The organism is Kluyvera ascorbata ATCC 33433 (assembly GCF_000735365.1).
Taxonomy (GTDB): Bacteria; Pseudomonadota; Gammaproteobacteria; order Enterobacterales; family Enterobacteriaceae; genus Kluyvera; species Kluyvera ascorbata.
In genome coordinates this window covers 1-22,899 of record NZ_JMPL01000066.1, presented here as the reverse complement: position 1 = coordinate 22,899, position 22,899 = coordinate 1, and the positions used below count along the sequence as shown (strand labels likewise).

23 protein-coding genes, 1 tRNA gene and 1 riboswitch are annotated in these 22,899 nt (G+C 60.3%); of the genes, 21 read left to right on the top strand and 3 right to left on the bottom strand.

Annotation, left to right across the window (positions count from 1 at the left end; all coding sequences use genetic code 11):
- The coding region (locus GKAS_RS15255) for a 3'-5' exonuclease (protein ID WP_035895355.1) at positions 1 to 1,426 on the top strand (1,426 nt) is incomplete at its 5' end.
- Positions 1,423 to 3,261 (top strand): exodeoxyribonuclease V subunit alpha, encoded by a 1,839-nt coding sequence (recD, locus tag GKAS_RS15250; RefSeq protein ID WP_035895353.1) that lies wholly within the window; start codon positions 1,423 to 1,425, stop codon positions 3,259 to 3,261. The genes GKAS_RS15255 and recD, both read left to right, overlap by 4 nt.
- A gap of 68 nt (positions 3,262 to 3,329) precedes the next feature.
- Here recD and argA read toward each other — a convergent pair whose 3' ends face one another.
- Entirely contained in the window at positions 3,330 to 4,661 is a 1,332-nt protein-coding gene (gene argA / locus GKAS_RS15245) for an amino-acid N-acetyltransferase (protein WP_035895350.1), read from the bottom strand.
- Positions 4,662 to 5,012: 351 nt separating this feature from the next.
- Between argA and amiC the strand changes: the two genes are divergently transcribed.
- Positions 5,013 to 6,263, top strand: a complete 1,251-nt coding sequence (gene amiC / locus GKAS_RS15240) for an N-acetylmuramoyl-L-alanine amidase AmiC (RefSeq protein WP_035895349.1) — start codon at positions 5,013 to 5,015, stop codon at positions 6,261 to 6,263.
- A gap of 6 nt (positions 6,264 to 6,269) precedes the next feature.
- A complete protein-coding gene (gene cobD / locus GKAS_RS15235) occupies positions 6,270 to 7,346 on the top strand; it encodes a threonine-phosphate decarboxylase CobD (protein ID WP_035895348.1) in 1,077 nt (358 codons plus the stop codon).
- Here cobD and GKAS_RS15230 read toward each other — a convergent pair.
- Positions 7,331 to 8,200, bottom strand: a complete 870-nt coding sequence (locus tag GKAS_RS15230; protein ID WP_035895347.1) for a GHMP family kinase ATP-binding protein — start codon at positions 8,198 to 8,200, stop codon at positions 7,331 to 7,333. The genes cobD and GKAS_RS15230 overlap by 16 nt on opposite strands.
- A 133-nt stretch (positions 8,201 to 8,333) precedes the next feature.
- Positions 8,334 to 8,511, top strand: a riboswitch (cobalamin riboswitch).
- 96 nt (positions 8,512 to 8,607) lie between these two features.
- Between GKAS_RS15230 and GKAS_RS15225 the strand changes: the two genes are divergently transcribed.
- The 17 genes from GKAS_RS15225 to GKAS_RS15145 are packed head-to-tail and all read left to right on the top strand — an operon-like array spanning position 8,608 to position 22,697.
- Positions 8,608 to 9,981 carry a cobyrinic acid a,c-diamide synthase CobB gene (locus GKAS_RS15225; protein ID WP_035895345.1) on the top strand — a complete coding sequence of 458 codons (1,374 nt, stop codon included), beginning with the start codon at positions 8,608 to 8,610 and terminating at the stop codon, positions 9,979 to 9,981.
- Positions 9,978 to 10,937, top strand: coding sequence for an adenosylcobinamide-phosphate synthase CbiB (gene cbiB, locus GKAS_RS15220; protein ID WP_035895344.1), 960 nt, complete (start codon positions 9,978 to 9,980; stop codon positions 10,935 to 10,937). Before GKAS_RS15225 ends, cbiB begins: the two co-directional genes overlap by 4 nt.
- A 10-nt stretch (positions 10,938 to 10,947) precedes the next feature.
- The gene (locus GKAS_RS15215) at positions 10,948 to 11,583 is read left to right on the top strand and encodes a cobalt-precorrin-8 methylmutase (RefSeq protein ID WP_035895341.1); all 636 of its coding nucleotides are present in this window, start codon (positions 10,948 to 10,950) and stop codon (positions 11,581 to 11,583) included.
- Positions 11,580 to 12,719, top strand: coding sequence for a cobalt-precorrin-5B (C(1))-methyltransferase CbiD (gene cbiD, locus GKAS_RS15210; protein ID WP_035895339.1), 1,140 nt, complete (start codon positions 11,580 to 11,582; stop codon positions 12,717 to 12,719). The genes GKAS_RS15215 and cbiD overlap by 4 nt, the downstream gene beginning before the upstream one ends.
- Entirely contained in the window at positions 12,713 to 13,318 is a 606-nt protein-coding gene (locus GKAS_RS15205; protein WP_035895337.1) for a cobalt-precorrin-7 (C(5))-methyltransferase, read from the top strand. The genes cbiD and GKAS_RS15205 overlap by 7 nt, the downstream gene beginning before the upstream one ends.
- Positions 13,308 to 13,877 carry a decarboxylating cobalt-precorrin-6B (C(15))-methyltransferase gene (locus GKAS_RS15200; protein WP_035895335.1) on the top strand — a complete coding sequence of 190 codons (570 nt, stop codon included), beginning with the start codon at positions 13,308 to 13,310 and terminating at the stop codon, positions 13,875 to 13,877. The genes GKAS_RS15205 and GKAS_RS15200 overlap by 11 nt, the downstream gene beginning before the upstream one ends.
- Positions 13,870 to 14,643, top strand: a complete 774-nt coding sequence (locus GKAS_RS15195) for a cobalt-precorrin-4 methyltransferase (RefSeq protein ID WP_035895333.1) — start codon at positions 13,870 to 13,872, stop codon at positions 14,641 to 14,643. Before GKAS_RS15200 ends, GKAS_RS15195 begins: the two co-directional genes overlap by 8 nt.
- Positions 14,624 to 15,685, top strand: a complete 1,062-nt coding sequence (gene cbiG / locus GKAS_RS15190; RefSeq protein WP_035895330.1) for a cobalt-precorrin 5A hydrolase — start codon at positions 14,624 to 14,626, stop codon at positions 15,683 to 15,685. The genes GKAS_RS15195 and cbiG overlap by 20 nt, the downstream gene beginning before the upstream one ends.
- The gene (locus tag GKAS_RS15185) at positions 15,679 to 16,404 is read left to right on the top strand and encodes a precorrin-3B C(17)-methyltransferase (protein WP_035895328.1); all 726 of its coding nucleotides are present in this window, start codon (positions 15,679 to 15,681) and stop codon (positions 16,402 to 16,404) included. Before cbiG ends, GKAS_RS15185 begins: the two co-directional genes overlap by 7 nt.
- Positions 16,401 to 17,201, top strand: a complete 801-nt coding sequence (locus GKAS_RS15180; protein WP_035895326.1) for a cobalt-precorrin-6A reductase — start codon at positions 16,401 to 16,403, stop codon at positions 17,199 to 17,201. The genes GKAS_RS15185 and GKAS_RS15180 overlap by 4 nt, the downstream gene beginning before the upstream one ends.
- Positions 17,198 to 17,977, top strand: a complete 780-nt coding sequence (cbiK, locus tag GKAS_RS15175) for a sirohydrochlorin cobaltochelatase (RefSeq protein ID WP_035895324.1) — start codon at positions 17,198 to 17,200, stop codon at positions 17,975 to 17,977. Before GKAS_RS15180 ends, cbiK begins: the two co-directional genes overlap by 4 nt.
- The gene (locus GKAS_RS15170) at positions 17,974 to 18,687 is read left to right on the top strand and encodes a cobalt-factor II C(20)-methyltransferase (RefSeq protein WP_035895322.1); all 714 of its coding nucleotides are present in this window, start codon (positions 17,974 to 17,976) and stop codon (positions 18,685 to 18,687) included. Before cbiK ends, GKAS_RS15170 begins: the two co-directional genes overlap by 4 nt.
- Entirely contained in the window at positions 18,684 to 19,421 is a 738-nt protein-coding gene (gene cbiM / locus GKAS_RS15165; protein ID WP_035895321.1) for a cobalt ECF transporter S component CbiM, read from the top strand. Before GKAS_RS15170 ends, cbiM begins: the two co-directional genes overlap by 4 nt.
- Position 19,422: 1 nt before the next feature.
- A complete protein-coding gene (locus GKAS_RS15160; RefSeq protein ID WP_035895318.1) occupies positions 19,423 to 19,704 on the top strand; it encodes an energy-coupling factor ABC transporter substrate-binding protein in 282 nt (93 codons plus the stop codon).
- Positions 19,691 to 20,368 carry an energy-coupling factor ABC transporter transmembrane protein gene (locus GKAS_RS15155; protein ID WP_035895358.1) on the top strand — a complete coding sequence of 226 codons (678 nt, stop codon included), beginning with the start codon at positions 19,691 to 19,693 and terminating at the stop codon, positions 20,366 to 20,368. Before GKAS_RS15160 ends, GKAS_RS15155 begins: the two co-directional genes overlap by 14 nt.
- Positions 20,369 to 20,376: 8 nt before the next feature.
- Entirely contained in the window at positions 20,377 to 21,183 is an 807-nt protein-coding gene (locus GKAS_RS15150; RefSeq protein ID WP_035895316.1) for an energy-coupling factor ABC transporter ATP-binding protein, read from the top strand.
- Positions 21,180 to 22,697, top strand: a complete 1,518-nt coding sequence (locus tag GKAS_RS15145; RefSeq protein WP_035895313.1) for a cobyric acid synthase — start codon at positions 21,180 to 21,182, stop codon at positions 22,695 to 22,697. The genes GKAS_RS15150 and GKAS_RS15145 overlap by 4 nt, the downstream gene beginning before the upstream one ends.
- 95 nt (positions 22,698 to 22,792) lie before the next feature.
- Here GKAS_RS15145 and GKAS_RS15140 read toward each other — a convergent pair.
- Positions 22,793 to 22,869, bottom strand: a tRNA-Met gene (locus tag GKAS_RS15140).
- Positions 22,870 to 22,899 lie beyond the last annotated feature (30 nt).

The following is a 22,899-nucleotide window of genomic DNA, read 5'->3' as shown; positions in this document are numbered from 1 at the left end:
TGCGCTGGTGCGCTGGCTCAACCAGCAGGTCGCTGAGCCGGATACCAACGCGTCCAGCCAGCAAATGCGCCTGGAGAGCGATAAGCACCTGGTGCAAATAGTCACTATCCACAAATCGAAAGGGCTGGAGTACCCGCTGGTCTGGCTGCCGTTTATCGCCCGTTTCCGTAAAGAGAAACAGGCGTTTTACCACGACCGTGAATCCTTCAGGGCGGTGCTGGATCTCAACGAAAGCGACGAGAGCCTGGAGCTCGCGGAAGCAGAACGCCTGGCGGAAGACCTGCGTCTGCTGTATGTGGCCTTAACGCGCGCCATCTGGCATTGCAGCCTGGGCATTGCCCCGCTGACGGCACGGCGCAGCGATAAACCGACCGATACCGAATTACACCACAGCGCGCCGGGCAGGCTGCTGCAAAAAGGCGAAGTGCTGGATGCCGCTGGCCTGAACGCCTGCCTCCAGGCGCTGTGCGATGAACATATATCCTTAACGCTGGCCACCGCGCCGGACGACGCTCGCTGGCAGGCGACGCAACCCGAGATGCCGGAGCTGGCGGCGCGTCAGGTGTTGCGCCGCGTGGTTGATGACTGGCGCGTCACCAGCTACTCCGGCCTACAGCAGCGCGGACACAGCGTGGCGCAGGACCTGCTACCGCGTATCGATATTGATGCCTCGGGCATCGCGGACGCTCCAGTTGAGCCGGAGATGACGCCGCACCACTTCCCCCGCGGCGCGTCGCCGGGGACATTCCTGCACAGCCTGTTTGAAGACCTCGACTTCACCCAGCCTATCTCACCCGAGTGGATGCGTGAAAAGCTGCAAAACAACGGCTTTGATGAAGTCTGGGAACCGGTGCTGACCCGCTGGATTACCCAGGTGCTGGCCGCGCCGCTGGCGGATACCGGCGTTGCGCTTAACCAGCTTAGCGCGCGACAAAAGCAGGTGGAGATGGAGTTTTATCTGCCGATTTCCCAGACGCTGGATGCGCGCGCGCTGGACGCCGTGACCCGTCGCTATGACCCGCTGTCGGCGGGCTGTCCGGAGCTCGATTTCCGCCAGGTGCGCGGCATGCTGAAGGGCTTTATCGACCTCGTGTTCCGCCACGACGGACGCTATTACCTGCTGGACTACAAGTCTAACTGGCTCGGCGAGAGCGGTGAGGCCTATACCCAGGAGGCGATGGCGGAGGCAATGCGGTCACACCGCTATGATTTGCAGTATCAGCTCTACAGCCTGGCGCTGCATCGTTATCTACGTCACCGCATTGCCGACTATGACTATGAACGCCATTTCGGCGGCGTGATTTATCTATTCCTGCGCGGCGTGGACGGCGAAGCGGGACAGCAGGGAATATTTGCCACCCGGCCCGACCCCGCGCTGATTATGGCAATGGATGCGCTGTTTGCCGGTGAGGAGAGCAACGTATGACGCTCGAACAACGTTTACTGGAAGCGGCCGAAATGAAGCTGCTGCGCCCGCTCGACGTGCAGTTTGCGCTGATGGTGGCGAAAGATGAGCATCCTGCCGTCATGCTGGCCGCCGCGATGCTGAGCCGCGATACCGGGGAAGGGCACGTCTGTTTGCCGCTCTCCCATCTCAGCTCATCTATGCAGCCGAAAGGCCGCGCTCGCGAGTTCTGGCAGCAGCTGTTTGCCGAAGCGAACGCGCCGCAGGAGTGGGAAACGTTATTGCTAAGCTCAGACGCCGTGAGCGGCGGGGAACGCCCGTCGCCGCTGATTCTGAGCCGTGGCAGACTGTATTTCAACCGCATGTGGCGCAACGAACTCACCGTGGCGCGCTTTTTTAGCGAAAACAACGCGCCGTTTGTTGTCGATGAAGCCCAGCTTGCTGCGACGCTCAAGGCGCTGTTCCCGGTAAGCGATACGATCGACTGGCAGAAAGTGGCTGCCGCTGTGGCGCTGACTCGCCGTATTTCGGTTATCTCCGGCGGCCCCGGCACCGGGAAAACCACCACCGTTGCGAAACTACTGGCGGCGCTGGTGCAGATGGCGGGGACGGATAAATGCCGTATTCGTCTGGCTGCGCCAACCGGTAAAGCGGCCGCGCGTCTCACTGAATCGCTGGGCGCGGCGCTGCGAAAACTTGATTTAAGCGACGCGCAAAAAGCCATGCTACCCACCGATGCCAGCACGCTGCACCGCCTGCTCGGCGCGCAGCCGGGCAGCCAGAAAATGCGCTACCATGCTGGAAACCCGCTGCATCTGGATGTGCTGGTGGTGGATGAAGCCTCAATGATTGACCTGCCGATGATGTCGCGGTTGATTGACGCCCTGCCGCCGCACGGGCGGGTTATCTTCCTTGGCGACCGCGACCAGCTTGCTTCGGTAGAAGCCGGTGCGGTGCTCGGCGATATCTGTAGCTGGGTGAACGCAGGCTACACCGCAGAGCGTGCGGCACAGTTAAGCCGCCTGGCGGGTGCCACGGTTCCCGCCGGTGACGGTCAAACCGCAGGAGCCCTACGCGACAGCCTTTGTCTGCTGCGTACCAGCTACCGTTTTGGTAGCGACTCCGGTATCGGCCAGCTTGCCAGCGCGGTGAACCGGGGGAATAAAAAAGAGATCGACGCCGTATTTGCCCGCGGTTTTAGCGATATTGAACTGAAGCCGCAGCACTCGACGGACGACTACGCCGCGATGCTCGACGACGCGCGAGCGGGCTATGGCCCTTATCTGCAGCTTTTACGTGAACAGGCTGACCCTGAAGTTGTGCTGGCCGCGTTTGGTGAATACCAACTGCTGTGTGCGCTGCGCGAAGGGCCGTGGGGTGTCAGTGGGCTTAATCAGCAGTTTGAGCAGTTGCTTACGCGCCACCGACAGATTGTGCCGCAGCGCCACTCCCGCTGGTATGAAGGCCGCCCGGTGATGATTGCGCGAAACGACAGCGCTTTGGGGCTGTTTAACGGCGATATCGGCGTTGCGCTGGATCGCGGAGAGGGGATGCGCGTTTGGTTCCCGATGCCGGATGGCACGATTAAATCTGTGCAGCCAAGCCGTTTGCCCGAGCACGATACCGCGTGGGCAATGACGGTGCATAAATCACAGGGCTCCGAGTTCACCCACGCCGCGCTGGTGCTGCCGACGCAGATTGTCCCGGTGGTGAGCCGTGAGCTGGTCTATACGGCGATAACCCGCGCAAAAGTGCGGCTGTCGATGTACGCCGATAAAAACCTGCTCGCGCAGGCGATTGCCACGCGCACCGAACGACGCAGCGGCCTATCGGCGATTTTTGCAGAGATGGAATAGGTTAGCACGGTGCCTCGTGTAGCCCGGGGTCAGCGCAAGCGCTTCGCCCGGGCTACGTAATATATCGCTTACACCAAATCCGTCATCAGCACCTTCGACCGGCGCTGATAGTTATACAGCTGCTTCTTACTCTCCGGCAGCAGCTCCACGTCCACCGGCTTAAACCCGCGCTCCTGGAACCAGTGAATGCTGCGCGTCGTCAGCACGAACAGATGGTTAAGCCCCATCTGCTTCGCCTGGGAGGCAATCCGCTGTAGCAGCACTTCTCCGCGTGAAGAACTTCGGTAATCTGGATGTACCGCCACGCAGGCCATCTCACCAATTTTCTCTTCCGGGAAAGGATAAAGTGCGGCACAGGCGATCGTGGTGTTATCACGCTGAATAATCGTGAATTTATCGATCTCCATCTCCAGCTGTTCGCGGGAGCGACGCACCAGAATACCCTGCTGCTCCAGCGGTGCGATCAGGTCCAGAATGCCGCCAATATCGTTGATGGTTGCCCGGCGAATTTGCTCGGAGCTTTCCATGACAATCTGCGTACCGATACCGTCGCGGGAGAAAAGCTCCTGTAACAGCGTGCCGTCTTCCTGATAGCTGATAAGATGGCAGCGACGTACGCCGCTGCGGCAGGCTTTTACCGCGCCGCGCAGGAAACGCGCGGTGCCGGAAAGGTAGTCGCCTTCTTTTTCCAGCTCTTCAATGCGTGCCTGTGCTTCGTTCGGGAACAGCTCAGAGATAATGTCACCCGCTTCGTTAAACACGCCCTGCGAGGAGCAGAAGCCGATCATCTTCTCGGCTTTCAGCTTAATGGCGAGCTGGGTAGCAATCTCTTCCGAAGTCAGGTTAAAGCTCTCACCGGTAACGGAAACGGCGACCGGGCCCATCAGCACGATAGCGCCGCTGTCGAGCTGGCGGTGAATGGCTTCTTCATCAATACGGCGAATACGTCCGCTATGGCAGTAGTCGATACCGTCGTCGACGCCCAGCGGCTGAGCGATAATAAAGTTACCGCTGACCACGTTGATGTGCGCGCCCTGCAGCGGGGTGTTATTCAGGCTCATCGACAGGCGGGCAGTAATATCCAGCTGCAGCAGGCCCGCGGCTTGCTTCACCAGCTCCAGAGTTTTCGTATCCGTCACGCGAATATGTTTGTGGTAGGTTGGCTCATGGTGATGCTCGGCCAGATTCGCGTCGATTTGCGGGCGCGCGCCATAGACCAACACCAGGCGAATGCCTAGACTGTGCAGCAGGCCAATATCGTTGACGATGCTGGAAAAGTTTTCATGCTCAATGGCTTCGCCGCCAAGCATGATGACAAACGTCTTCCCCCGGTGGGCGTTAATATAGGGGACGGTATGGCGAAACCCCTCTACCAGTTCGGTTCTACGTTCCTTCACCACGGCACAACCCTCAATGCATGATTATTCGTAATTAGTGTATTTTTATTCTGTTTTTAGCGGAAACGCAAGCCACAATTTGCTTAAACATTGGAAAAACTCCGGCCAAATTTCACTGATTCAACGAATGTTTACCCTTTTATAGATGACAGTTTATGCGGCTTTAGTTACAGTTTCCGGTCAATCGTATTATGCGTATACTCGTCGTCTTTCAAGTGGCAGGTGCGTTGGCTGCGTTTACTCACCCGAATCACTTACTAAAGTAAGCTCATCGGGATTCGCGCACTTGCCGCCTTCCTGCCACTCGAAATCCATAGAGTATAAGTTGGGTTACTTTTTTGCCTGGGATGGAGCATGTCGGGAAGTCAGTCTTTGAGCCGTCGTCGCCTGCTACAAGGTGCCGGTGCCATGTGGTTGTTAAGCGTGAGTCAGGTCGGGTTAGCTGCCGTCAGTCAGGTGGTGGCGGTGCGCATATGGCCTGCGTCCAGCTACACGCGCGTGACGGTGGAGTCCAGCCGTGAGCTCAAGTATCGACAGTTTGCGTTGAGCAATCCTGATCGCCTGGTGGTTGACCTCGAGGGGGTGAACCTGAACTCGGTGCTGAAAGGCATGGGCGCGCAGATCCGCAGCGACGACCCTTTCATTAAATCTGCGCGCGTAGGGCAGTTCGATCCGCAAACGGTGCGTATGGTGTTTGAGCTGAAGCAGGACGTGAAGCCGCAGCTGTTTGCCCTTGCACCGGTGGCAGAGTTTAAAGAACGTCTGGTGATGGATCTCTATCCTGCCAGCAGTAAAGAGCAGCAGGACCCGCTGCTGGCGCTGCTGGAAGACTACAACAAAGGCGACCTGGAAAAGCAGGTACCGCCGTCGCAAAGCGGCCCGCAGCCTGGCAAAGCCGGGCGCGACCGTCCAATTGTTATCATGCTTGACCCCGGCCACGGCGGCGAAGACTCCGGCGCGGTGGGTAAATACAAAACGCGGGAGAAAGACGTGGTGCTGCAAATTGCCCGTCGCCTGCGCGCGCTGATTGAAAAAGAAGGCAACATGAAAGCCTACATGACGCGCAACGAAGATATCTTTATTCCGCTGAAGGTGCGCGTGGCGAAAGCCCAGAAGCAGCGTGCCGACCTGTTTGTCTCTATTCATGCGGATGCGTTTACCAGCCGCCAGCCGAGCGGCTCATCGGTGTTTGCCCTGTCGACCAAAGGGGCCACCAGTACCGCGGCAAAATACCTTGCTCAAACCCAGAACGCCTCGGACTTAATCGGTGGTGTGAGCAAGAGCGGCGACCGCTACGTCGACCACACCATGTTCGATATGGTGCAGTCGCTGACCATCGCTGACAGCCTGAAGTTTGGTAAAGCGGTGTTGAAAAAGCTGGGGCAGGTGAACGACCTGCATAAAAACCAGGTGGAGCAGGCCGGATTTGCGGTGCTGAAAGCACCGGATATTCCGTCGATCCTAGTCGAAACGGCGTTTATCAGTAACGTTGAAGAGGAGCGCAAGCTCAAGACTGCGACTTTCCAGCAGGAAGTGGCTGAATCTATTCTCGCCGGGATCAAAGCCTACTTTGCCGACGGCGCGACGCTGGCGCGGCGCGGGTAATCGGCGATGTCACGGCTGAAAAGCGCCCACGGCGGCAACACGCGCGAAGCGGCGGCGCTGATGGGCCTGACCGCCGACCAACTGCTGGACTTCAGTGCGAACATCAATCCGCTGGGCATGCCCGATACCCTGAAGCAGGCTATTGTTGCCCAGCTCTCTTGCGCGGAGCGCTACCCGGACGTTGACTACCAGCAGCTGCATCAGGCGCTGGCGGCGCATCACGGCGTGCCTGCGGCGTGGTGCCTGGCGGGTAACGGTGAAACTGAGTCGATTTTTACCCTCGTCCACGGCCTGAAGCCTAAGCGGGCGATGGTGGTGGCTCCGGGCTTTGCTGAATATCGCCGGGCGCTGGAAACCATCGATTGCGAGATTGCAACCTTTGCACTTCGCGAAGCGGACGGCTGGCAGCTCACCTCCCGCCTGCTTGATGCGCTAACCCCTGAGCTGGACTGCCTGTTTCTCTGCACGCCAAACAACCCGACCGGGCTGCTGCCGGAACGCGCGCTGCTGCTGGCGGTGGCCGAACGCTGCAACGCGCTGAATATTCAGCTTATCCTCGACGAAGCCTTTCTCGATTTTATTCCTGGTGAACAGGGGTTTATTCCGCTGCTCGCGCAAAACCCACATATCTGGGTGCTGCGCTCGCTGACCAAGTTTTATGCTATTCCCGGTTTGCGTCTGGGGTATTTGCTCAACGGCGACGCGCAGGCGGTGGCGCGGCTGCGAAAGCATCAGATGCCGTGGTCTATCAACGCTTTTGCGGCGCTGGCCGGGGAAATCGTGCTGAACGACCATGAGTATCAGCAGCGCACATGGCGATGGCTTGATGAGGAAGGGACACGGTTTTATCGCGCGCTGGAGAATATGCCGGGGTTGAAGATCTATCCGGGCAGGGCTAACTATCTGTTTCTGCGCTGTGAACGCGCGGAGGTTGAGTTGCAATATGCGCTGCTGCAACGGCAGATTTTAATCCGCAGCTGTGCCAATTATCCGGGGCTGGACGAGCGCTATTTCCGCGTGGCGATTCGCGGCACGGCGGAAAATCAGCAGTTGCTGGACGCGCTGCATCAGGTGCTGGGCTGAACCCCGCCGGTCACCGCTTTTAGCAGGTGCTGCTGCGGCCAGCGTTCGGAGAGCCCGCATTGCGCCAGCGACCATTTCACATACTCCACATCATGACGACGCCGGTCGAGCATCAGCCCGACCACGCTGCCGCTGTGCGCGACGTTCAGACCGTATAACCCACAGCTTTCAACCAGCGTCAGCAGCGTGTCAAAGCCCGGCTTTGGCAGCAGCGTCTGGCTGGCGACGGCGCTGAGCGTCGCGGCTTCTCCCAGCAGGCTAGCGCTGTTGCTTTCGCAGGCCGTCTGTAGGTTTTCCCACGCTTGCGCCAGCGTGCTGGCGTGAGTCCTGAGCGCGGCTTCGCGGGGCTGGCGATGGTAGTCGGCGGTTCGCAGAACGCGCGGGCTTTCCAGCACCAGCAGATCAAACTCAGGTGCGGGCGCACAGGCAATCTGCGTGCGGGCATGAAGGTGGTCGAACAGCGTTAGCGAGCGGAACAGGGTGCTGTCCGTTGGCTCAAGGGAGACACAAAGCGCGGCGAGTTCAGATTCACTCAGTGAATGCCCCAAATGCATTGCGGTGGCGAGCGCCGTGGCGGCAAGGTCGGCGGTGCTGCTTGCCATCCCTTTGGCGATCGGTAGCGTCGAGTCCACTTCAATGCGCAGCGTCTGGCTCATCGCGAGGGGATAATCCCAATGAGCCAGCAGCGTATCCACCATGCGGCGCGTAAGCGGGCGCTCATCAAGGCGCGGCGTTCCCCGACGGACTTCCACCGTGCTGTACCAGTCTATTGGGCAGGAGACCAGCTTTTCACTGCCTAGAATCCAGCCCTGAATCAGCTCTCCGCAGGAGCCTGGACAGCGCGCAACGCTCATGATTTCCCTTGCCTTGTGTTTCAAAATATCACTACCGTAAATAAATATACCGGTATTGTCACAGCGCAACGAAATCATTTTACCGGGGCGCTAGAGTAACCTGCTTTTATTTTATGTGGGCCATCGCGTCGGCATAAATCTGCAATCAACAGGTTTGGCATCGATAATATGCTAGGGAAGGAGGTGTAAATCCTCCGCAGCCCCCGCTGCTGTAATGCTGACGACCCCGTATTGACCACTGATCGACCGATCGGGAAGGCCGGGTGAGGATGACGCTGAGCCAGAAGACCTGCCTGTTGATTTATTTCAACAGCTTCGGTGGGAAGCGGGTTGCTTTGAGTCGCACAGTCTCCGGACTGGGCGCACGCACGGCTATACCCAAGTTCCACCCTGAATAGGGTCAGGGTATGGCAGCCAGACAGCATGCATTCGTTCTCGCCGGCACCGGTAGCGGCTGTGGTAAAACCACGGTAACGCTCGGCCTGTTGACGCTGCTTCAGCAGCGCGGTCTGCGGGTGCAGCCCTATAAAGTGGGGCCGGACTACCTCGATACCGGCTGGCATACCGCGCTGTGCGGCGTTGCCTCCCGCAACCTCGATGCGTTCATGCTACCCACCTCCATCCTCAATGCGCTGTTCAGCGAACATATGCAGCAGGCCGATATCGCCGTCATTGAAGGCGTGATGGGCCTCTATGACGGCTACGGCACCGACCCTGACTATTGCAGCAGCGCCGCGATGGCCAAACAGCTAGGCTGCCCGGTGATTTTGCTAGTCGATGGCAAAGCGGTATCCACCTCCATTGCCGCCACGGTAATGGGCTTTCAGCACTTCGACCCGAGCCTCAATATCGCGGGCGTTATCGTTAACCGCGTCAACAGCGAGAGCCATTTCCAGCTACTGAAAAGCGCCATTGAACGCTACTGCGCGCTGCCGGTGCTGGGCTACGTGTCGCGTGCGGAAGGCGTGGCGCTGCCCGAACGTCATCTGGGGCTGGTGACCGCCCGTGAATCCGCGATTGATAAGCAACCGTGGCAGGATTTTGCGGCAACGCTTTCGCACACGCTGGATATCGGCAGGTTACTAGAACTCACTGAACTTCATGCGCTGCCCGCCGGTCAGTGGCCGCAGGAACCGCTTTGCGGAGACGGGTTGACCCTGGCGCTCGCCGACGATGAAGCTTTCAACTTCTACTACCCGGACAATCTGGCACTGCTGGTGCGTGCTGGCGTGAAGATTGTGCGCTTTAGCCCGCTGCATGACGAGGCGCTCCCCGACTGCCAGATGATCTGGCTCGGCGGCGGTTACCCGGAACTGCACGCCCGTGCCCTCGCAGATAACCAGCCAATGCTGACGCAGCTGCGCGCGGCGCACGAGCGCGGCGTGGCGATTTACGCCGAATGCGGCGGCCTGATGTACCTTGGCACCACGCTGGAAGATAAGAACGGTGATACCTACGCGATGGCCGATATTCTGCCCGGCCACAGCAAAATGGGATCCCGGCTGACCCGCTTTGGCTACTGCGAAGCGCAGGCGCAGCAGCCAACGTTGCTCGCTGCCCCCGGCGAAGTGCTGCGCGGCCACGAATTCCACTACTCCGATTTTACCGCCCAGCTCCCCGCAGTGATGGCGTGTCGTAAAACCCGCGACGGCGCGGTGCTCCAGCAGTGGACCGGTGGCTGGCAGCACGGGAATACCTTTGCCAGCTACCTGCACCTCCACTTTGCTCAGAACCCGTCGATGCTGAACCACTGGTTTGCCGCCGCAAGGAGCGCCCAATGACGCTGCTGGCCTGGTGCCTGGCCTGGGTGCTTGATTTCATCATCGGCGACCCGCACAGCTGGCCGCATCCGGTGCGCTGGATAGGCAACCTGATTAACGCCGTGCAGCGCGCGGTGCGCAGGGTGTGCCATTCCGACCTTGCGCTGCGTGTTGGCGGCGGGGTGATGTGGCTGGCGGTCGTGGGGCTAACTTACGCCGTTGCCTGGGGCGTGTTGCACCTCGCCGCGAGCGTACATCCGTGGCTGGGTTTTGGCGTTGAGGTGTGGATGATTTTCACGGTGCTGGCCGGGCGCTGCCTGGCGCAGTCGGCGCAGGCGGTCGAACGTCCGCTGCGGGCAGGCGACCTTGCCGAAAGCCGTATCAAGCTATCGTGGATTGTCGGGCGCGATACCTCACAGCTACAGCCGGAACAGATCAACCGCGCGGTGGTGGAGACGGTGGCGGAAAACACCGTTGACGGCATTATCGCGCCGCTCTTCTTCCTGTTGCTCGGCGGCGCGCCGCTGGCGATGGCCTACAAAGCGGTGAACACCCTCGACTCGATGGTGGGCTACAAGCACGAAAAATACCGGGCAATTGGCATGGTCAGCGCGCGCCTCGACGACGTGGCGAACTTCATTCCCGCTCGTCTGAGCTGGCTGCTGATTGGCCTTGCCGCCTTTATCTGCCGCGATAACGGCGCGCGCGCACTGCGTATCGGCTGGCGCGATCGTAAAAACCACAGCAGCCCCAACTGCGCCTGGTCTGAAGCGACCGTCGCCGGCGCGCTGGGCATCCATCTTGGCGGCCCTAACGACTATTTTGGCGAGCGGGTGAACAAGCCGTGGATTGGCGACGCGCATCGCCCGATTGCCATCGATGATATTTCCCGAACGATTCGACTGATGTGGGTAGCGTCAACGCTGGCCCTGCTGCTGTTTATGGCGGTCAGGTTCTGGCTTATCGGCGCGGCCTGAGGAGCACTGCATGAACTATATCCAGCAACCGCAAGCGATTGAGAGCAAAAGCTTCGAGATTATCAGCGAGATTATCGCGCAAACGCGCCCGGAGTATCGCTTCGCAAGCCCACTGCACGAAGCGATTATCAAACGGGTAATCCATACCACCGCCGACTTCGAGTGGCTGGATATTTTGTGGTTCTCGCCGGATGCATTAACCCGCCTGTGTGAGGCGCTGAGCCGCCCGTGCACGCTCTACACCGACACCACCATGGCGCTTTCCGGTATCAACAAAAACCTGCTGGCCACCCTCGGCGGCGAGTGCCGCTGCTACATCAGCGACCCGCGCGTGGTGCGCGAGGCCAAAGCGCAGGGCATTACCCGCTCGATGGCGGCGGTGGACATTGCCGCCAAAGAAGAGGGCGACAAAGTGTTCGTCTTCGGCAATGCGCCAACCGCGCTGTTCCGCCTGATGGAGCATAAAGCGCTGGAGGTCGGCGGGGTGATTGGCGTGCCGGTCGGGTTCGTCGGCGCGGCAGAATCCAAAGAGGCGCTGAGTAAAAGCAGCCTGCCGGGCATTGCCGCGCTGGGACGTAAAGGCGGCAGCAACGTCGCGGCGGCGATCGTCAACGCCATTCTCTACCATCTGCAGGGGGCGCGATGAGCGAACCCGACTTCGACGCCCCGGTGTGGCATAACGGCAAAGCGCTGCGCAAAGGCTACACCACCGGCTCCAGCGCCACGGCGGCGGCGAAAGTCGCCGCGCTGATGGTGATGCGCCAGCACCTGATTCACCAGGTCTCGATTGTCACGCCGTCGGGCGTGACGTTGAACCTGAATGTCGAATCCCCGCACGTCGAAGGCCAGCAGGGTATTGCCGCCATCCGCAAAGACGGTGGCGATGATATCGACGCCACCCACGGGATGCTGATTTTTGCCCGCGTCACCGTCAATGACAGCGGCGAGATTACCCTGCGCGGCGGCGAAGGTGTTGGCACCGTTACCCGCAAAGGCATCGGGTTGCCCATCGGCAGCGCGGCGATTAATCGTACCCCGCGACACACCATTGAAACCACCGTTCGTGAAGCCATCGGCCCGGCGCGCGGCGCAGAGGTGGAGATTTTTGCCCCAGAGGGCGAAGAGCGAGCGAAGAAAACCTATAACGCGCGGCTGGGCATTCTGGGCGGCATTTCGATTATTGGCACCACCGGCATCGTGACGCCGATGTCGGAAGAGAGCTGGAAACGATCGCTGGCGTTGGAACTGGAGATGAAACGTGCCGCCGGGTTGGAGCGCGTGGTGCTGGTACCGGGCAACCACGGAGAGCGCTTCGTACGCGAGCAGATGGGCATTGACTCGCAGGTGGTGGTCACCATGAGCAACTTCGTCGGCTACATGATTGAAGAGTCGGTGCGCCTTGGCTTTCGCCAGATTGTGTTGATTGGCCACCCCGGCAAGCTAGTCAAAATCGCCGCCGGGATTTTCCACACCCACAGCCATATCGCCGACGGGCGCATGGAGACGCTGGTAGCCCATCTGGCGCTGCTCGGCGCGCCCCTTGAACTGCTCACTCTGGTGAGCGAGTGCGACACCACGGAAGCGGCAATGGAACATATTGACGCTTACGGCTTCCAGAAGATCTACAACCACCTGGCCGAGCGCATCTGCCAGCGCGTGCTGGAGCGGCTGCGCTTCACGCAAAATCCGCCCATCTGCGATGCCATCATGTTCGCCTTTGATAACCAGATCCTCGGCAGCAACCGCCCGGTCAACGAGATCGTCAAGGACATGCAATGTTAACCGTTGTCGGAATGGGCCCGGCGGGCGTACAGCTGATGACGCCGCTGGCCGTGGAGGCAGTGAAACAAGCCGATGCGCTGGTCGGCGGCGTACGCCATCTGGCGCAGTTTCCGGAGTTTGGCGGTGAACGCTGCCCGCTGGGCGCCAATATTCCCCAGGTGCTGGCGTGGATTGAGGCGCGACAGGCACAAAACGTGGTGGTGCTGGCCTCCGGCGACCCGCTGTTCTACGGCATCGGCACGCGGCTTATCGCCCATTTTGGCCGTGAAAACGTGCGGGTGATCCCCGGCGTCAGCGCCGTGCAATACCTGTGCGCGCAGGCGGGCATTGATATGAACGACATGTGGCTGACCAGCAGCCACGGGCGCGAGGTGGATTTCGACATGCTGGCGAGCCACCGCAAGGCGGCGATGGTCACAGACAAACGCTGCGGCCCGAAAGCCATCGCCGCCGAACTGGTGGTGCGCGGTAAGGGACACTGCTGGATGGTGATTGGCGAAAACCTGGCGCAGGACAACGAACGCATCCACTGGCTGCCGGTTAGCGCCGTGGAGAGCGACTATGAGATGAACACGGTGGTGATCCTCGATGAAAGATGAGCTGTTTTTACGCGGCGAAAAAGTGCCGATGACCAAAGAGGCGGTGCGCGCGCTGGCGCTGTCGAAGCTGGAGCTGCATCGGGCCAGCCACCTGATTGATATCGGGGCCGGAACCGGCAGCGTCTCTATTGAGGCGGCGCTGCAAAACCCGACGCTTGCCGTTACCGCCGTTGAGCGCAACCCGGCGGCGCTGCGCCTGCTGGCGGAAAACTGCCAGCGCTTTGCCTGCGGCAATATCAACGTGGTCGCAGCCGAAGCGCCTGACGTTATCGTCGAGCCCGCCGACGCCATCTTTATGGGCGGCAGCGGCGGCCATCTGCGGGCGCTGATTGACTGGTCGTTGCACCATCTTCGCCCCGGCGGACGGCTGGTGATGACCTTTATTTTGCAGGAGAACCTGCATGAGGCGCTGGAGCATCTGCGCCAGACCAACGTCACGACGGTGGACTGCCAGCAATTGAGCGTTTCCGCAATGACCGCGCTCGGCAGCGGCCACTACTTCAAACCGAATAATCCCGTTTTTGTTATCGCCTGCCAGAAGGAAGAACATCATGGCTGAAGCCTTTGACCCCCGCAGCGTCTGGTTTGTGGGCGCCGGTCCCGGCGACCGCGAGCTTATCACCCTGAAAGGCTACCGCCTGCTGCAACAGGCGCAGGTGGTGATTTACGCCGGTTCGCTGATAAACCCCGAACTGCTGAGCTACTGTCCGGCGGAAGCCGAGTGCCACGACAGCGCCGAGCTGCATCTTGAGCAAATCCTCGACCTGATGGAAGCGGGCGTAAAGGCTGGAAAAACGGTGGTGCGCCTGCAAACCGGCGACGTGTCGCTGTACGGCTCGGTGCGCGAGCAGGGCGAAGAACTGACCCGTCGCGGCATTGACTGGCAGGTAGTACCGGGCGTCAGCGCGTTTCTCGGCGCGGCGGCGGAGCTGGGCGTCGAGTACACGGTACCGGAAGTATCGCAGAGCCTCATCATCACTCGCCTGGAAGGGCGTACGCCGGTGCCAGAGCGCGAACAGCTGGAATCCTTTGCCCAGCATCGCACCTCAATGGCGATTTACCTCTCCGTGCAGCGGATCAACAAAGTCGCCGAGCGGCTGATTGACGGCGGCTACCCGGCGACCACGCCGGTGGCGGTGATTTACAAAGCCACCTGGCCCGAGAGCCAGACCGTACGCGGCACGCTTTTGGATATCGCCGATAAAGTGCGCGACGCCGATATCCGTAAAACGGCGCTGATCCTGGTCGGGGATTTTCTCGGCGAGGAATACCACTACTCGCGCCTTTACGCCGCAGATTTTAGCCATGAATACCGCAAAGCCTGAGCGCATTGCGCTGTTCTGTCTGACCCCCGGCGGCGTGGCGTTGGCAAAACGGCTTAGCGCCGCGCTGCCGATGACCTGCTATACCCGCGAAGGGCTGGTAGAGCCGGGATTTCTGCCGTTTGAAGGTGGCTTTTCTGCCAGCGTCGGCCAGGCGTTTCACCGCGAGACGGCGCTGATTTTTATCGGTGCAACCGGGATTGCGGTGCGCACGCTCGCACCGCTGCTGGTGGATAAATTCCACGACCCGGCGGTGGTGGTGATAGATGAACGCGGTCAACACGTGATCAGCCTGCTCTCCGGGCATATCGGCGGGGCGAACAACCTCGCCCGACATCTGGCGGGCATTCTCGGCGTTGACCCGGTTATCACCACCGCCACAGACGTTAACGACGTGGCGGCGCTCGATACGCTGGCCTGTCAGCTCAACGCGCGGATGCACGACTTCCGCTCGGCGGTGAAAACCGTCAATCAGATGCTGGTCAGCCAGCAGCGGGTGGGGCTGTGGTGGGATGAGTCGCTAACGGATGAAGTCAGCCGCTGTGACCGACGCGGATTTATCACCGTAACCGACCTGAACGCGCTCCCGCCACTGGACGCGCTGGTGTGTATCACCCTGCGCGATACGCTGCCGGGGCTGCCATTGCCGCACTGGAAGCTGGTGCCACGGCGCATTGTGGCGGGCATCGGTTGTCGCCGCGGAACGCCCTGCGTGCTGATAAGCGAACTGCTCCATCGTCAGCTTGCCGCGCATCACCTCGACCCGCTGGCGCTGAAAGCCATCGGCAGCATCGTGGTGAAGCAGGATGAACTGGGGCTGATTCAACTCGCCAGCAACCTCGATGTGCCGTTTGAAATTTTTAGCGTGGCCGCCCTGTGCGAACACGAACACCGTTTTCCCTCCTCGCTGTTTGTGAAGCAAACGGTCGGGGTGGGCAGCGTTTCTGGTCCGTCGGCGTGGCGGATGAGCAACGGAAATCTATTAGGCGAGACCCTGCGTGAACAGGGCGTCACCATCACTTTGGGAGTCACTGACAGATGTTAAGCGTAATTGGAATCGGCCCTGGCTCGCAGGCCATGATGACCATGGAAGCCGTTGAGGCGCTGCAGGCGGCGGAAATCGTCGTCGGTTACAAAACCTATACCCACCTGGTGAAGGCCTTTACCGGCGATAAGCAGGTGATCAAAACCGGGATGTGCAAAGAGATTGAACGCTGTCAGGCGGCGATTGAGCTGGCGCAGGCGGGGCACAACGTGGCGCTGATTAGCAGCGGCGATGCGGGCATTTACGGCATGGCGGGGCTGGTGCTGGAGCTGGTTAGCAAACAGAAGCTGGACGTGGAAGTGCGCCTGATCTCGGGCATGACCGCCAGCATTGCTGCGGCCTCGCTGCTGGGCGCGCCGCTGATGCACGACTTCTGCCATATCAGCCTGAGCGACCTGCTCACCCCGTGGCCGGTGATTGAAAAACGTATTGTCGCCGCCGGGGAAGCCGACTTCGTTATCTGCTTCTACAACCCGCGCAGCCGGGGCCGCGAAGGGCATCTGGCGCGCGCCTTTGAACTGCTTTCCGCCGTTAAAAGTGCCGATACGCCGGTGGGCGTAGTGAAATCAGCGGGGCGTAAAAAGCAGGAAAAATGGCTCACTACGCTCGGCTCGATGGACTTTGAACCGGTGGATATGACGAGCCTGGTCATCGTCGGCAACAAAACCACCTATGTGCAGGACGGCCTGATGATCACGCCTAGAGGCTACGTGCTGTGAGTTTCGGTGACGTGCTGGTGGTCGGCGGCACCAGCGATGCGCGAGCGCTTTGCCTACAGCTTGATGCCGCGCAGGTGCGATACACCGTATCGGTGGCGACGCCCACCGGCGAAGCGCTGGCGGGCGATATTCAGGGGCAGGTGCGCTGCGGTCGTCTGGAGCGGGAAGAGATGGTCGCCTGGCTTCGTGAACACAACACGCGCTGGGTGATTGATGCGTCGCACCCGTATGCCGAAGCGGTCAGTCGCAACGTGCTGGACGCCTGTGCACAAGCGGGTGTCCTGCTGAGCCGCTACCAGCGCCCGGACCAACTGGATGAACTGACGCACCCGCTGCTGCACTACGTCACCGGCATTGATGAAGCCTGTGAACGGATCAAACCGTTAGGCCAGCGCGTGCTGCTGACCACCGGCAGCAAAGATCTGGCGCTGTGGCGCGCCGGGCTGCCGGAAAAAACGCTGCTGGCCCGCGTGCTGCCGGTGCCGAACGTGGTGCAGCAGTGCGCCGACCTTGGCTTTGGCGTGGGCGAGATTTTTGCCCTCTGCGCGCCGTTCAGCGCGGAATTTAACGCCGCGTTTTACCGTCACTGCCGCGCCGACGTGGTGGTGACTAAAGCCTCCGGCGCGGAAGGCGGCTATCAGGAGAAGGTTCAGCCCTGCCTGGATGCCGGACTTCCCTGCATCGTGATTACCCGCCCGGCACCGCTGGTGTCCGGCGACGAACTACTGGAAAGTCAGTCCGCCTTTGCCGAGCGCTTAGCGCGCTGGTTGGCCGACGACAAAAGGAATCAAGCATGAAAAAAGCCCTATTGGTGGTGAGCTTTGGTACCAGCTACCACGATACCTGCGAGAAGAATATTGTCGCCTGTGAACGCGAACTGGCAGCCAGCTGCCCCGATCGTGACCTGTTCCGCGCCTTTACCTCGGGCATGATTATCCGCAAGCTGAAAGCCCGCGACGGCATTGATACCGATACGCCGCTTGAGGCGCTGCAAAAGCTTGCTGACCTCGGCTATGACGATGTGGCGGTTCAGTCGCTGCACATCATCAACGGCGACGAGTACGAGAAAATTGCCCGCGAAGTGCAGAGCCTGCGCCCGCTGTTCAAACGCCTGACCCTCGGCACGCCGCTGCTGAGCGGCCACGATGACTACGTGCGTCTGATGGAGGCGCTCACTCAACAAATGCCCGCGCTGAAAGCCAACGAAAAGGTGGTGTTTATGGGCCACGGTGCCAGCCACCACGCCTTTGCTGCCTACGCCTGCCTCGACCATATGATGACCGCCCAGCGCTTCCCGGCGCGGGTCGGCGCGGTGGAAAGCTACCCGGAGGTGGAGGTGCTGATTGAGAGCATGAGCAAAGAGGGCGTCAGCGCCGTACACCTGATGCCGCTGATGCTGGTGGCGGGCGACCACGCCATCAACGATATGGCCTCCGACGAAGACGACTCGTGGAAGACGCTGTTTAACGCCGCGGGCATTCCGGCCACGCCGTGGCTGTGCGGGCTGGGCGAAAACCCGGTGGTGCGCGCCATGTTTGTTGCGCATTTACAGCAGTCTCTGGAGGCAGCATGAGCGGAAAACTGTATGCCCTGAGCACCGGGCCGGGCGCGTCTGACCTGATTACCGTTCGTGCGGCGCGCATTCTGGGATCGCTGGATATTCTTTACGCCCCGGCAGGACGCAAAGGCGGCGACAGCCTGGCGCTCTCTATCGTGCGCGAATACCTCGGTGAACAGACCGAAGTACGCTGCTGCCACTTCCCGATGAGCGCCGACAGCGCCGAAAAAGAGGCCGTCTGGGATGACGTTTCGGCGGCGCTGGTGCGCGAAGTGGAAGCCGGGAAAAACGTCGGCTTTATCACCCTCGGTGACGCGATGCTGTTCAGCACCTGGGTCTTTTTACTCCAGCGCATCGGCAGCCCTGAGTGGCTGGAGATTGTGCCCGGCGTGACCTCGTTCGCTGCCATTGCCGCGCGCAGCAAAACGCCGCTGGCGATGGAGCAGCAGTCGCTGGCGGTGGTCGCCTGCACCGCGCCGGAAGACGAGATTGAACGCGCGCTGGCGCAGCACGACAGCCTGGTGCTGATGAAAGTCTATGGTCGTTTTCCGCGAATTAAAGCGCTGCTGGCAAAAGCAGGGCTGCTGGATAACGCGCTGCTGATGGCCGAGGCAACGCTGCCGGGTGAGCAGTGCTGGCGGCATTTAGGCGAGGTCGATGACGGCCTGCCATTACCTTATTTTTCGACCATTTTGGTCAATAAACAGTGGGGACAAGGACAATGAAACTGGAACAACAGCTGAAGCGGTTATCGCTCAGTGGATTAGCGGCGGCGATACTGCTGCTGGTGGTGCCGCAAGAGGCCTTTGCGATGCATATTATGGAAGGCTTCCTGCCGCCGATGTGGGCGCTGGCCTGGTGGCTGCTGTTTCTGCCGTGCCTGTGGTACGGGCTGGTTCGCCTGCGCCGCATCGTGCAGGAAGACAGTAACCAGAAGGTGCTGCTGGCGCTGTGCGGGGCGTTTATTTTCGTGCTCTCGGCGCTGAAAATCCCGTCCGTCACCGGGAGCTGCTCGCACCCGACCGGCGTGGGGCTGGCGGTTATCCTGTTTGGGCCGGGCGTGGTGGCTATTCTCGGCGCTATCGTGCTGCTGTTCCAGGCGCTGCTGCTGGCTCACGGTGGCCTGACGACGCTTGGCGCTAACGGCATGTCGATGGCGGTAATTGGGCCAATCGTCGGCTATCTGGTGTGGAAGATGGCCTGTAAGGCCGGGTTCCGCCGCGATGTGTCGGTGTTCCTGTGCGCCATGCTGGCGGACCTGGCGACCTACTTTGTCACCTCTCTCCAGTTGGGCGTGGCCTTCCCGGATCCGCAGGCGGGCTTTGTGGGATCGAGCCTGAAATTTATGGGGATCTTCTGCCTGACTCAGGTTCCTATCGCCATTGCCGAAGGCTTGCTGACGGTGATGATCTACGACCAGTTAACCAAGCGACAGCTGATCGCCACTGAGGGGCGCTAAGATGAAAAAGACATTAATCCTGCTGGCGATGGTGATTGCGCTGGTTATCCTGCCGTTCTTTATCAACCATGGCGGCGAATACGGTGGTTCTGACGATCAGGCTGAAGGCGTAATTACCGCCGTTGATCCAGGCTACAAACCGTGGTTCCAGCCGCTCTATGAACCGGCAAGCGGTGAAATTGAAAGCCTGCTGTTTACCCTGCAGGGCTCCCTCGGCGCGGCGGTGATTTTCTACATTCTCGGCTACTACAAGGGCCGCCAGCGCCATGATGACCGGGCTTGATAGGCTGAGTTACCAAAGCCGCTGGTTTCACGTGCAGCCAGAGCGAAAGTTTCTGCTCTGGCTGCTGATGATGGTGCTGGCCTTTAGCCTGCCGCCGCTCGGGCAGGCGCTGTTGATGGCGCTGACGGCGGGTTTTACCTGCTGGCTGCTGCGTATCTCTCTATGGCGCTGGCTTCGCTGGATGGCGCTGCCGCTGGGCTTTCTGCTGGTGGGCGTGGTGACGATTGTTTTTAGCTTCAGCCGCGACCCGCACACGCTGCTGGTGAGCGTGCCGCTGGGTTCGTTCTCGCTCGGCGTCACCGCCGCCGGGCTTGCGACAGCCAACGCGACCTTCTGGCGCAGCCTGGCCGCATTGTCCGCGACCTTCTGGCTGGTGTTGAATCTGCCGTTTCCGCAGCTTATCGTGCTGCTCAAACGCGGACGGGTGCCGCGCCTGCTGATCGAGCAGATCCTGCTGACCTGGCGCTTTATCTTTATCCTGCTGGACGAGGCGATGGCGATCCACCGGGCGCAGACGCTGCGCTTTGGTTATCGCAACGTCCGTCTGGGCTACTGCTCGCTGGCGATGCTGGTCAGCCTGCTGTTTACGCGCGTTTTACTCCGCTATCAGCAGATGAGTACCGTACTGGATATCAAACTGTATCAGGGTGATTTTCACCTCTAAGGAACGCCATGCTGGCTACCACTGACCTCTGGTTTCGCTACCAGCAGGAACCGACGCTTAAAGGGCTGACGCTGGACTTCTCGCGCCAGGCCGTCACCGGCCTCGTTGGGGCGAACGGCTGCGGAAAATCGACGCTGTTTATGAACCTCAGCGGGCTGCTGCGCCCTCAGCAGGGCGCGGTGCTGTGGCAGGGCAAACCGCTGGACTACAGTAAGCGCGGGCTGCTGGCGCTGCGCCAGCAGGTGTCGACCGTATTCCAGGACCCGGAGCAGCAGATTTTCTACACCGATATTGATAGCGATATCGCCTTTAGTCTGCGTAATCTGGGCGTTCCGGAAGCGGAAATTGCCCGCCGGGTAGACGACGCGCTGACGCTGGTTGATGCCCAGCACTTCCGTCAGCAGCCGATTCAGTGCCTGAGCCACGGGCAGAAAAAGCGGGTGGCGATTGCCGGTGCGCTGGTATTACAGGCGCGCTACCTGCTGCTGGATGAACCGACCGCCGGGCTGGACCCGTCCGGGCGCGCGCAGATGATTGATATCATCAAACGCATCGTGGCGCAGGGAAATCATGTGGTGATTTCCAGCCACGATATTGATTTAATTTATGAAGTTAGCGACGCGGTATACGTGCTGCGCCACGGCGAAGTGCTGGCTGAGGGCGAGCCGGGCGAGGTGTTTGCCCGTACCGAGCTGATTGAACAAGCGGGGCTGAGCCAACCGTGGCTGGTGAAGCTGCATGCGGAGCTGGGGCTGCCGCTGTGTAAAACTGAGACGGAGTTTTTCCGTCAGATGCGTGAACGAGGAAATCGATGACCCAGGCCATAATGCTGCAAGGCACCGCCTCTGATGTTGGCAAAAGTATGCTGGTGGCGGGGCTGTGCCGCATTTTCTATCAGGATGGCCTGCGCACCGCGCCGTTTAAATCGCAGAATATGGCGCTCAATTCCGGCATTACGCCGGACGGCAAAGAGATGGGCCGCGCGCAGATTTTCCAGGCCGAAGCGGCGGGCATTGCGCCGGACGTGCGGATGAACCCGATTCTGCTTAAGCCAACCAGCGACCGCAAAGCGCAGATAGTGCTGATGGGTGAGGTGGCAACCAGCATGGATGCCGTCAGCTATCACGACTACAAGCCTCGCCTGCGCGAGCAGATCATGGCGGTCTACCAGAGCCTGGCGAGCGAGTTTGACGTGCTGGTGCTGGAAGGGGCGGGCAGCCCGGCGGAGATTAACCTGCGCGACCGCGATATCGTCAATATGGGCATGGCCGAGATGGCACAGTGTCCGGTGATTCTGGTGGCCGATATCGATCGTGGCGGCGTGTTTGCCGCTATCTACGGCACTCTAGCGCTGCTGCACGAGCATGAGCGGGCGCGGGTGAAAGGGGTGATTATCAATAAGTTTCGCGGCGACGTGGCGTTGCTGCGCTCTGGTATTGAACAGATTGAAGCGCTGACTCATGTGCCGGTGCTGGGCGTGATGCCGTGGCTGGAAGTTGACCTGGAAGATGAAGACGGCGTGGCGCTGCAAAAGGGCAAATACCGCCACGCGGGGGCCTACGAGATTGACGTGGCGGTGGTGCAGCTGCCGCATATCTCTAACTTTACCGACTTCAACGCGCTGGCGGCGCAGCCGGATGTGCGAGTGCGCTATATCCGGCATGCGGAAGATTTGTCCGGCGCTGACCTGATTATCCTGCCCGGCAGTAAAAATACGCTCGGCGACTTGCTGTGGTTGCAGGATAGCGGGCTGGCGCACGGGATTTTACTGGCGCAGCGTCAGGGCGTGCCGGTGCTGGGTATCTGCGGCGGCTATCAAATGTTGGGTGATACGCTCATCGATGACGTGGAGTCGGGGCTGGGCACGCTGCCCGGTTTAGGGCTGCTGAACGTGGTGACGCGCTTTGCGCCGACGAAAACCACCACGCAGGCCACCGCGACGCTCGGCGATGCGCTACCGGGCTGGCTGGCGCCGGTCTCTGGTCTGCCGCTGCGCGGCTATGAAATTCATATGGGTGAAACCACGCCGTCAGACGACGGTCGTGCGCTGATGCAGCTATGTAAAAACGGCCAGTACAGCGCGGATGGCGCGGTCAGTGAGGACGGGCTGGTTTTGGGCACCTATCTTCACGGCCTGTTTGATAGCGATGAATTTACCCGTACGCTGGTCAACGGCCTGCGTGAGCGTAAAGGATTGGCGGCGTTGGACGGTGATTTTCACTATGCGCGCTATAAGACGCAGCAGTTTGATATTCTGGCGGCGTCAATGCGCCAGCATATTGATATCGAAAAGATTTATACGATTATGCGCGAGCATAAAGAAGCGTAGTTTGCGGGTATGCGCCATTCGAAAGGGTGGCGTAGATTATCAGCGAGAGCTGAACGACAGGCAAAAAAAAACACCCACATGGGTGTCATTTTAATTGGTTGCGGGGGCCGGATTTGAACCGACGACCTTCGGGTTATGAGCCCGACGAGCTACCAGGCTGCTCCACCCCGCGTCCGTCTTTACTCTTCATCGAGTAAACTTG

Coding starts and splice junctions, on each gene's coding strand:
- GKAS_RS15205 (WP_035895337.1), top strand. CDS start 12,713: ATGTTAACCGTTGTCGGAATGGGCCCGGCGGGCGTACAGCTGATGACG.
- cobD (WP_035895348.1), top strand. CDS start 6,270: ATGTCACGGCTGAAAAGCGCCCACGGCGGCAACACGCGCGAAGCGGCG.
- GKAS_RS15225 (WP_035895345.1), top strand. CDS start 8,608: ATGGCAGCCAGACAGCATGCATTCGTTCTCGCCGGCACCGGTAGCGGC.
- GKAS_RS15160 (WP_035895318.1), top strand. CDS start 19,423: ATGAAAAAGACATTAATCCTGCTGGCGATGGTGATTGCGCTGGTTATC.
- cbiK (WP_035895324.1), top strand. CDS start 17,198: ATGAAAAAAGCCCTATTGGTGGTGAGCTTTGGTACCAGCTACCACGAT.
- GKAS_RS15230 (WP_035895347.1), bottom strand. CDS start 8,200: ATGAGCGTTGCGCGCTGTCCAGGCTCCTGCGGAGAGCTGATTCAGGGC.
- GKAS_RS15145 (WP_035895313.1), top strand. CDS start 21,180: ATGACCCAGGCCATAATGCTGCAAGGCACCGCCTCTGATGTTGGCAAA.
- GKAS_RS15195 (WP_035895333.1), top strand. CDS start 13,870: ATGGCTGAAGCCTTTGACCCCCGCAGCGTCTGGTTTGTGGGCGCCGGT.
- cbiB (WP_035895344.1), top strand. CDS start 9,978: ATGACGCTGCTGGCCTGGTGCCTGGCCTGGGTGCTTGATTTCATCATC.
- cbiD (WP_035895339.1), top strand. CDS start 11,580: ATGAGCGAACCCGACTTCGACGCCCCGGTGTGGCATAACGGCAAAGCG.
- amiC (WP_035895349.1), top strand. CDS start 5,013: ATGTCGGGAAGTCAGTCTTTGAGCCGTCGTCGCCTGCTACAAGGTGCC.
- GKAS_RS15200 (WP_035895335.1), top strand. CDS start 13,308: ATGAAAGATGAGCTGTTTTTACGCGGCGAAAAAGTGCCGATGACCAAA.
- cbiG (WP_035895330.1), top strand. CDS start 14,624: ATGAATACCGCAAAGCCTGAGCGCATTGCGCTGTTCTGTCTGACCCCC.
- GKAS_RS15185 (WP_035895328.1), top strand. CDS start 15,679: ATGTTAAGCGTAATTGGAATCGGCCCTGGCTCGCAGGCCATGATGACC.
- GKAS_RS15215 (WP_035895341.1), top strand. CDS start 10,948: ATGAACTATATCCAGCAACCGCAAGCGATTGAGAGCAAAAGCTTCGAG.
- GKAS_RS15170 (WP_035895322.1), top strand. CDS start 17,974: ATGAGCGGAAAACTGTATGCCCTGAGCACCGGGCCGGGCGCGTCTGAC.
- recD (WP_035895353.1), top strand. CDS start 1,423: ATGACGCTCGAACAACGTTTACTGGAAGCGGCCGAAATGAAGCTGCTG.
- GKAS_RS15150 (WP_035895316.1), top strand. CDS start 20,377: ATGCTGGCTACCACTGACCTCTGGTTTCGCTACCAGCAGGAACCGACG.
- GKAS_RS15155 (WP_035895358.1), top strand. CDS start 19,691: ATGACCGGGCTTGATAGGCTGAGTTACCAAAGCCGCTGGTTTCACGTG.
- cbiM (WP_035895321.1), top strand. CDS start 18,684: ATGAAACTGGAACAACAGCTGAAGCGGTTATCGCTCAGTGGATTAGCG.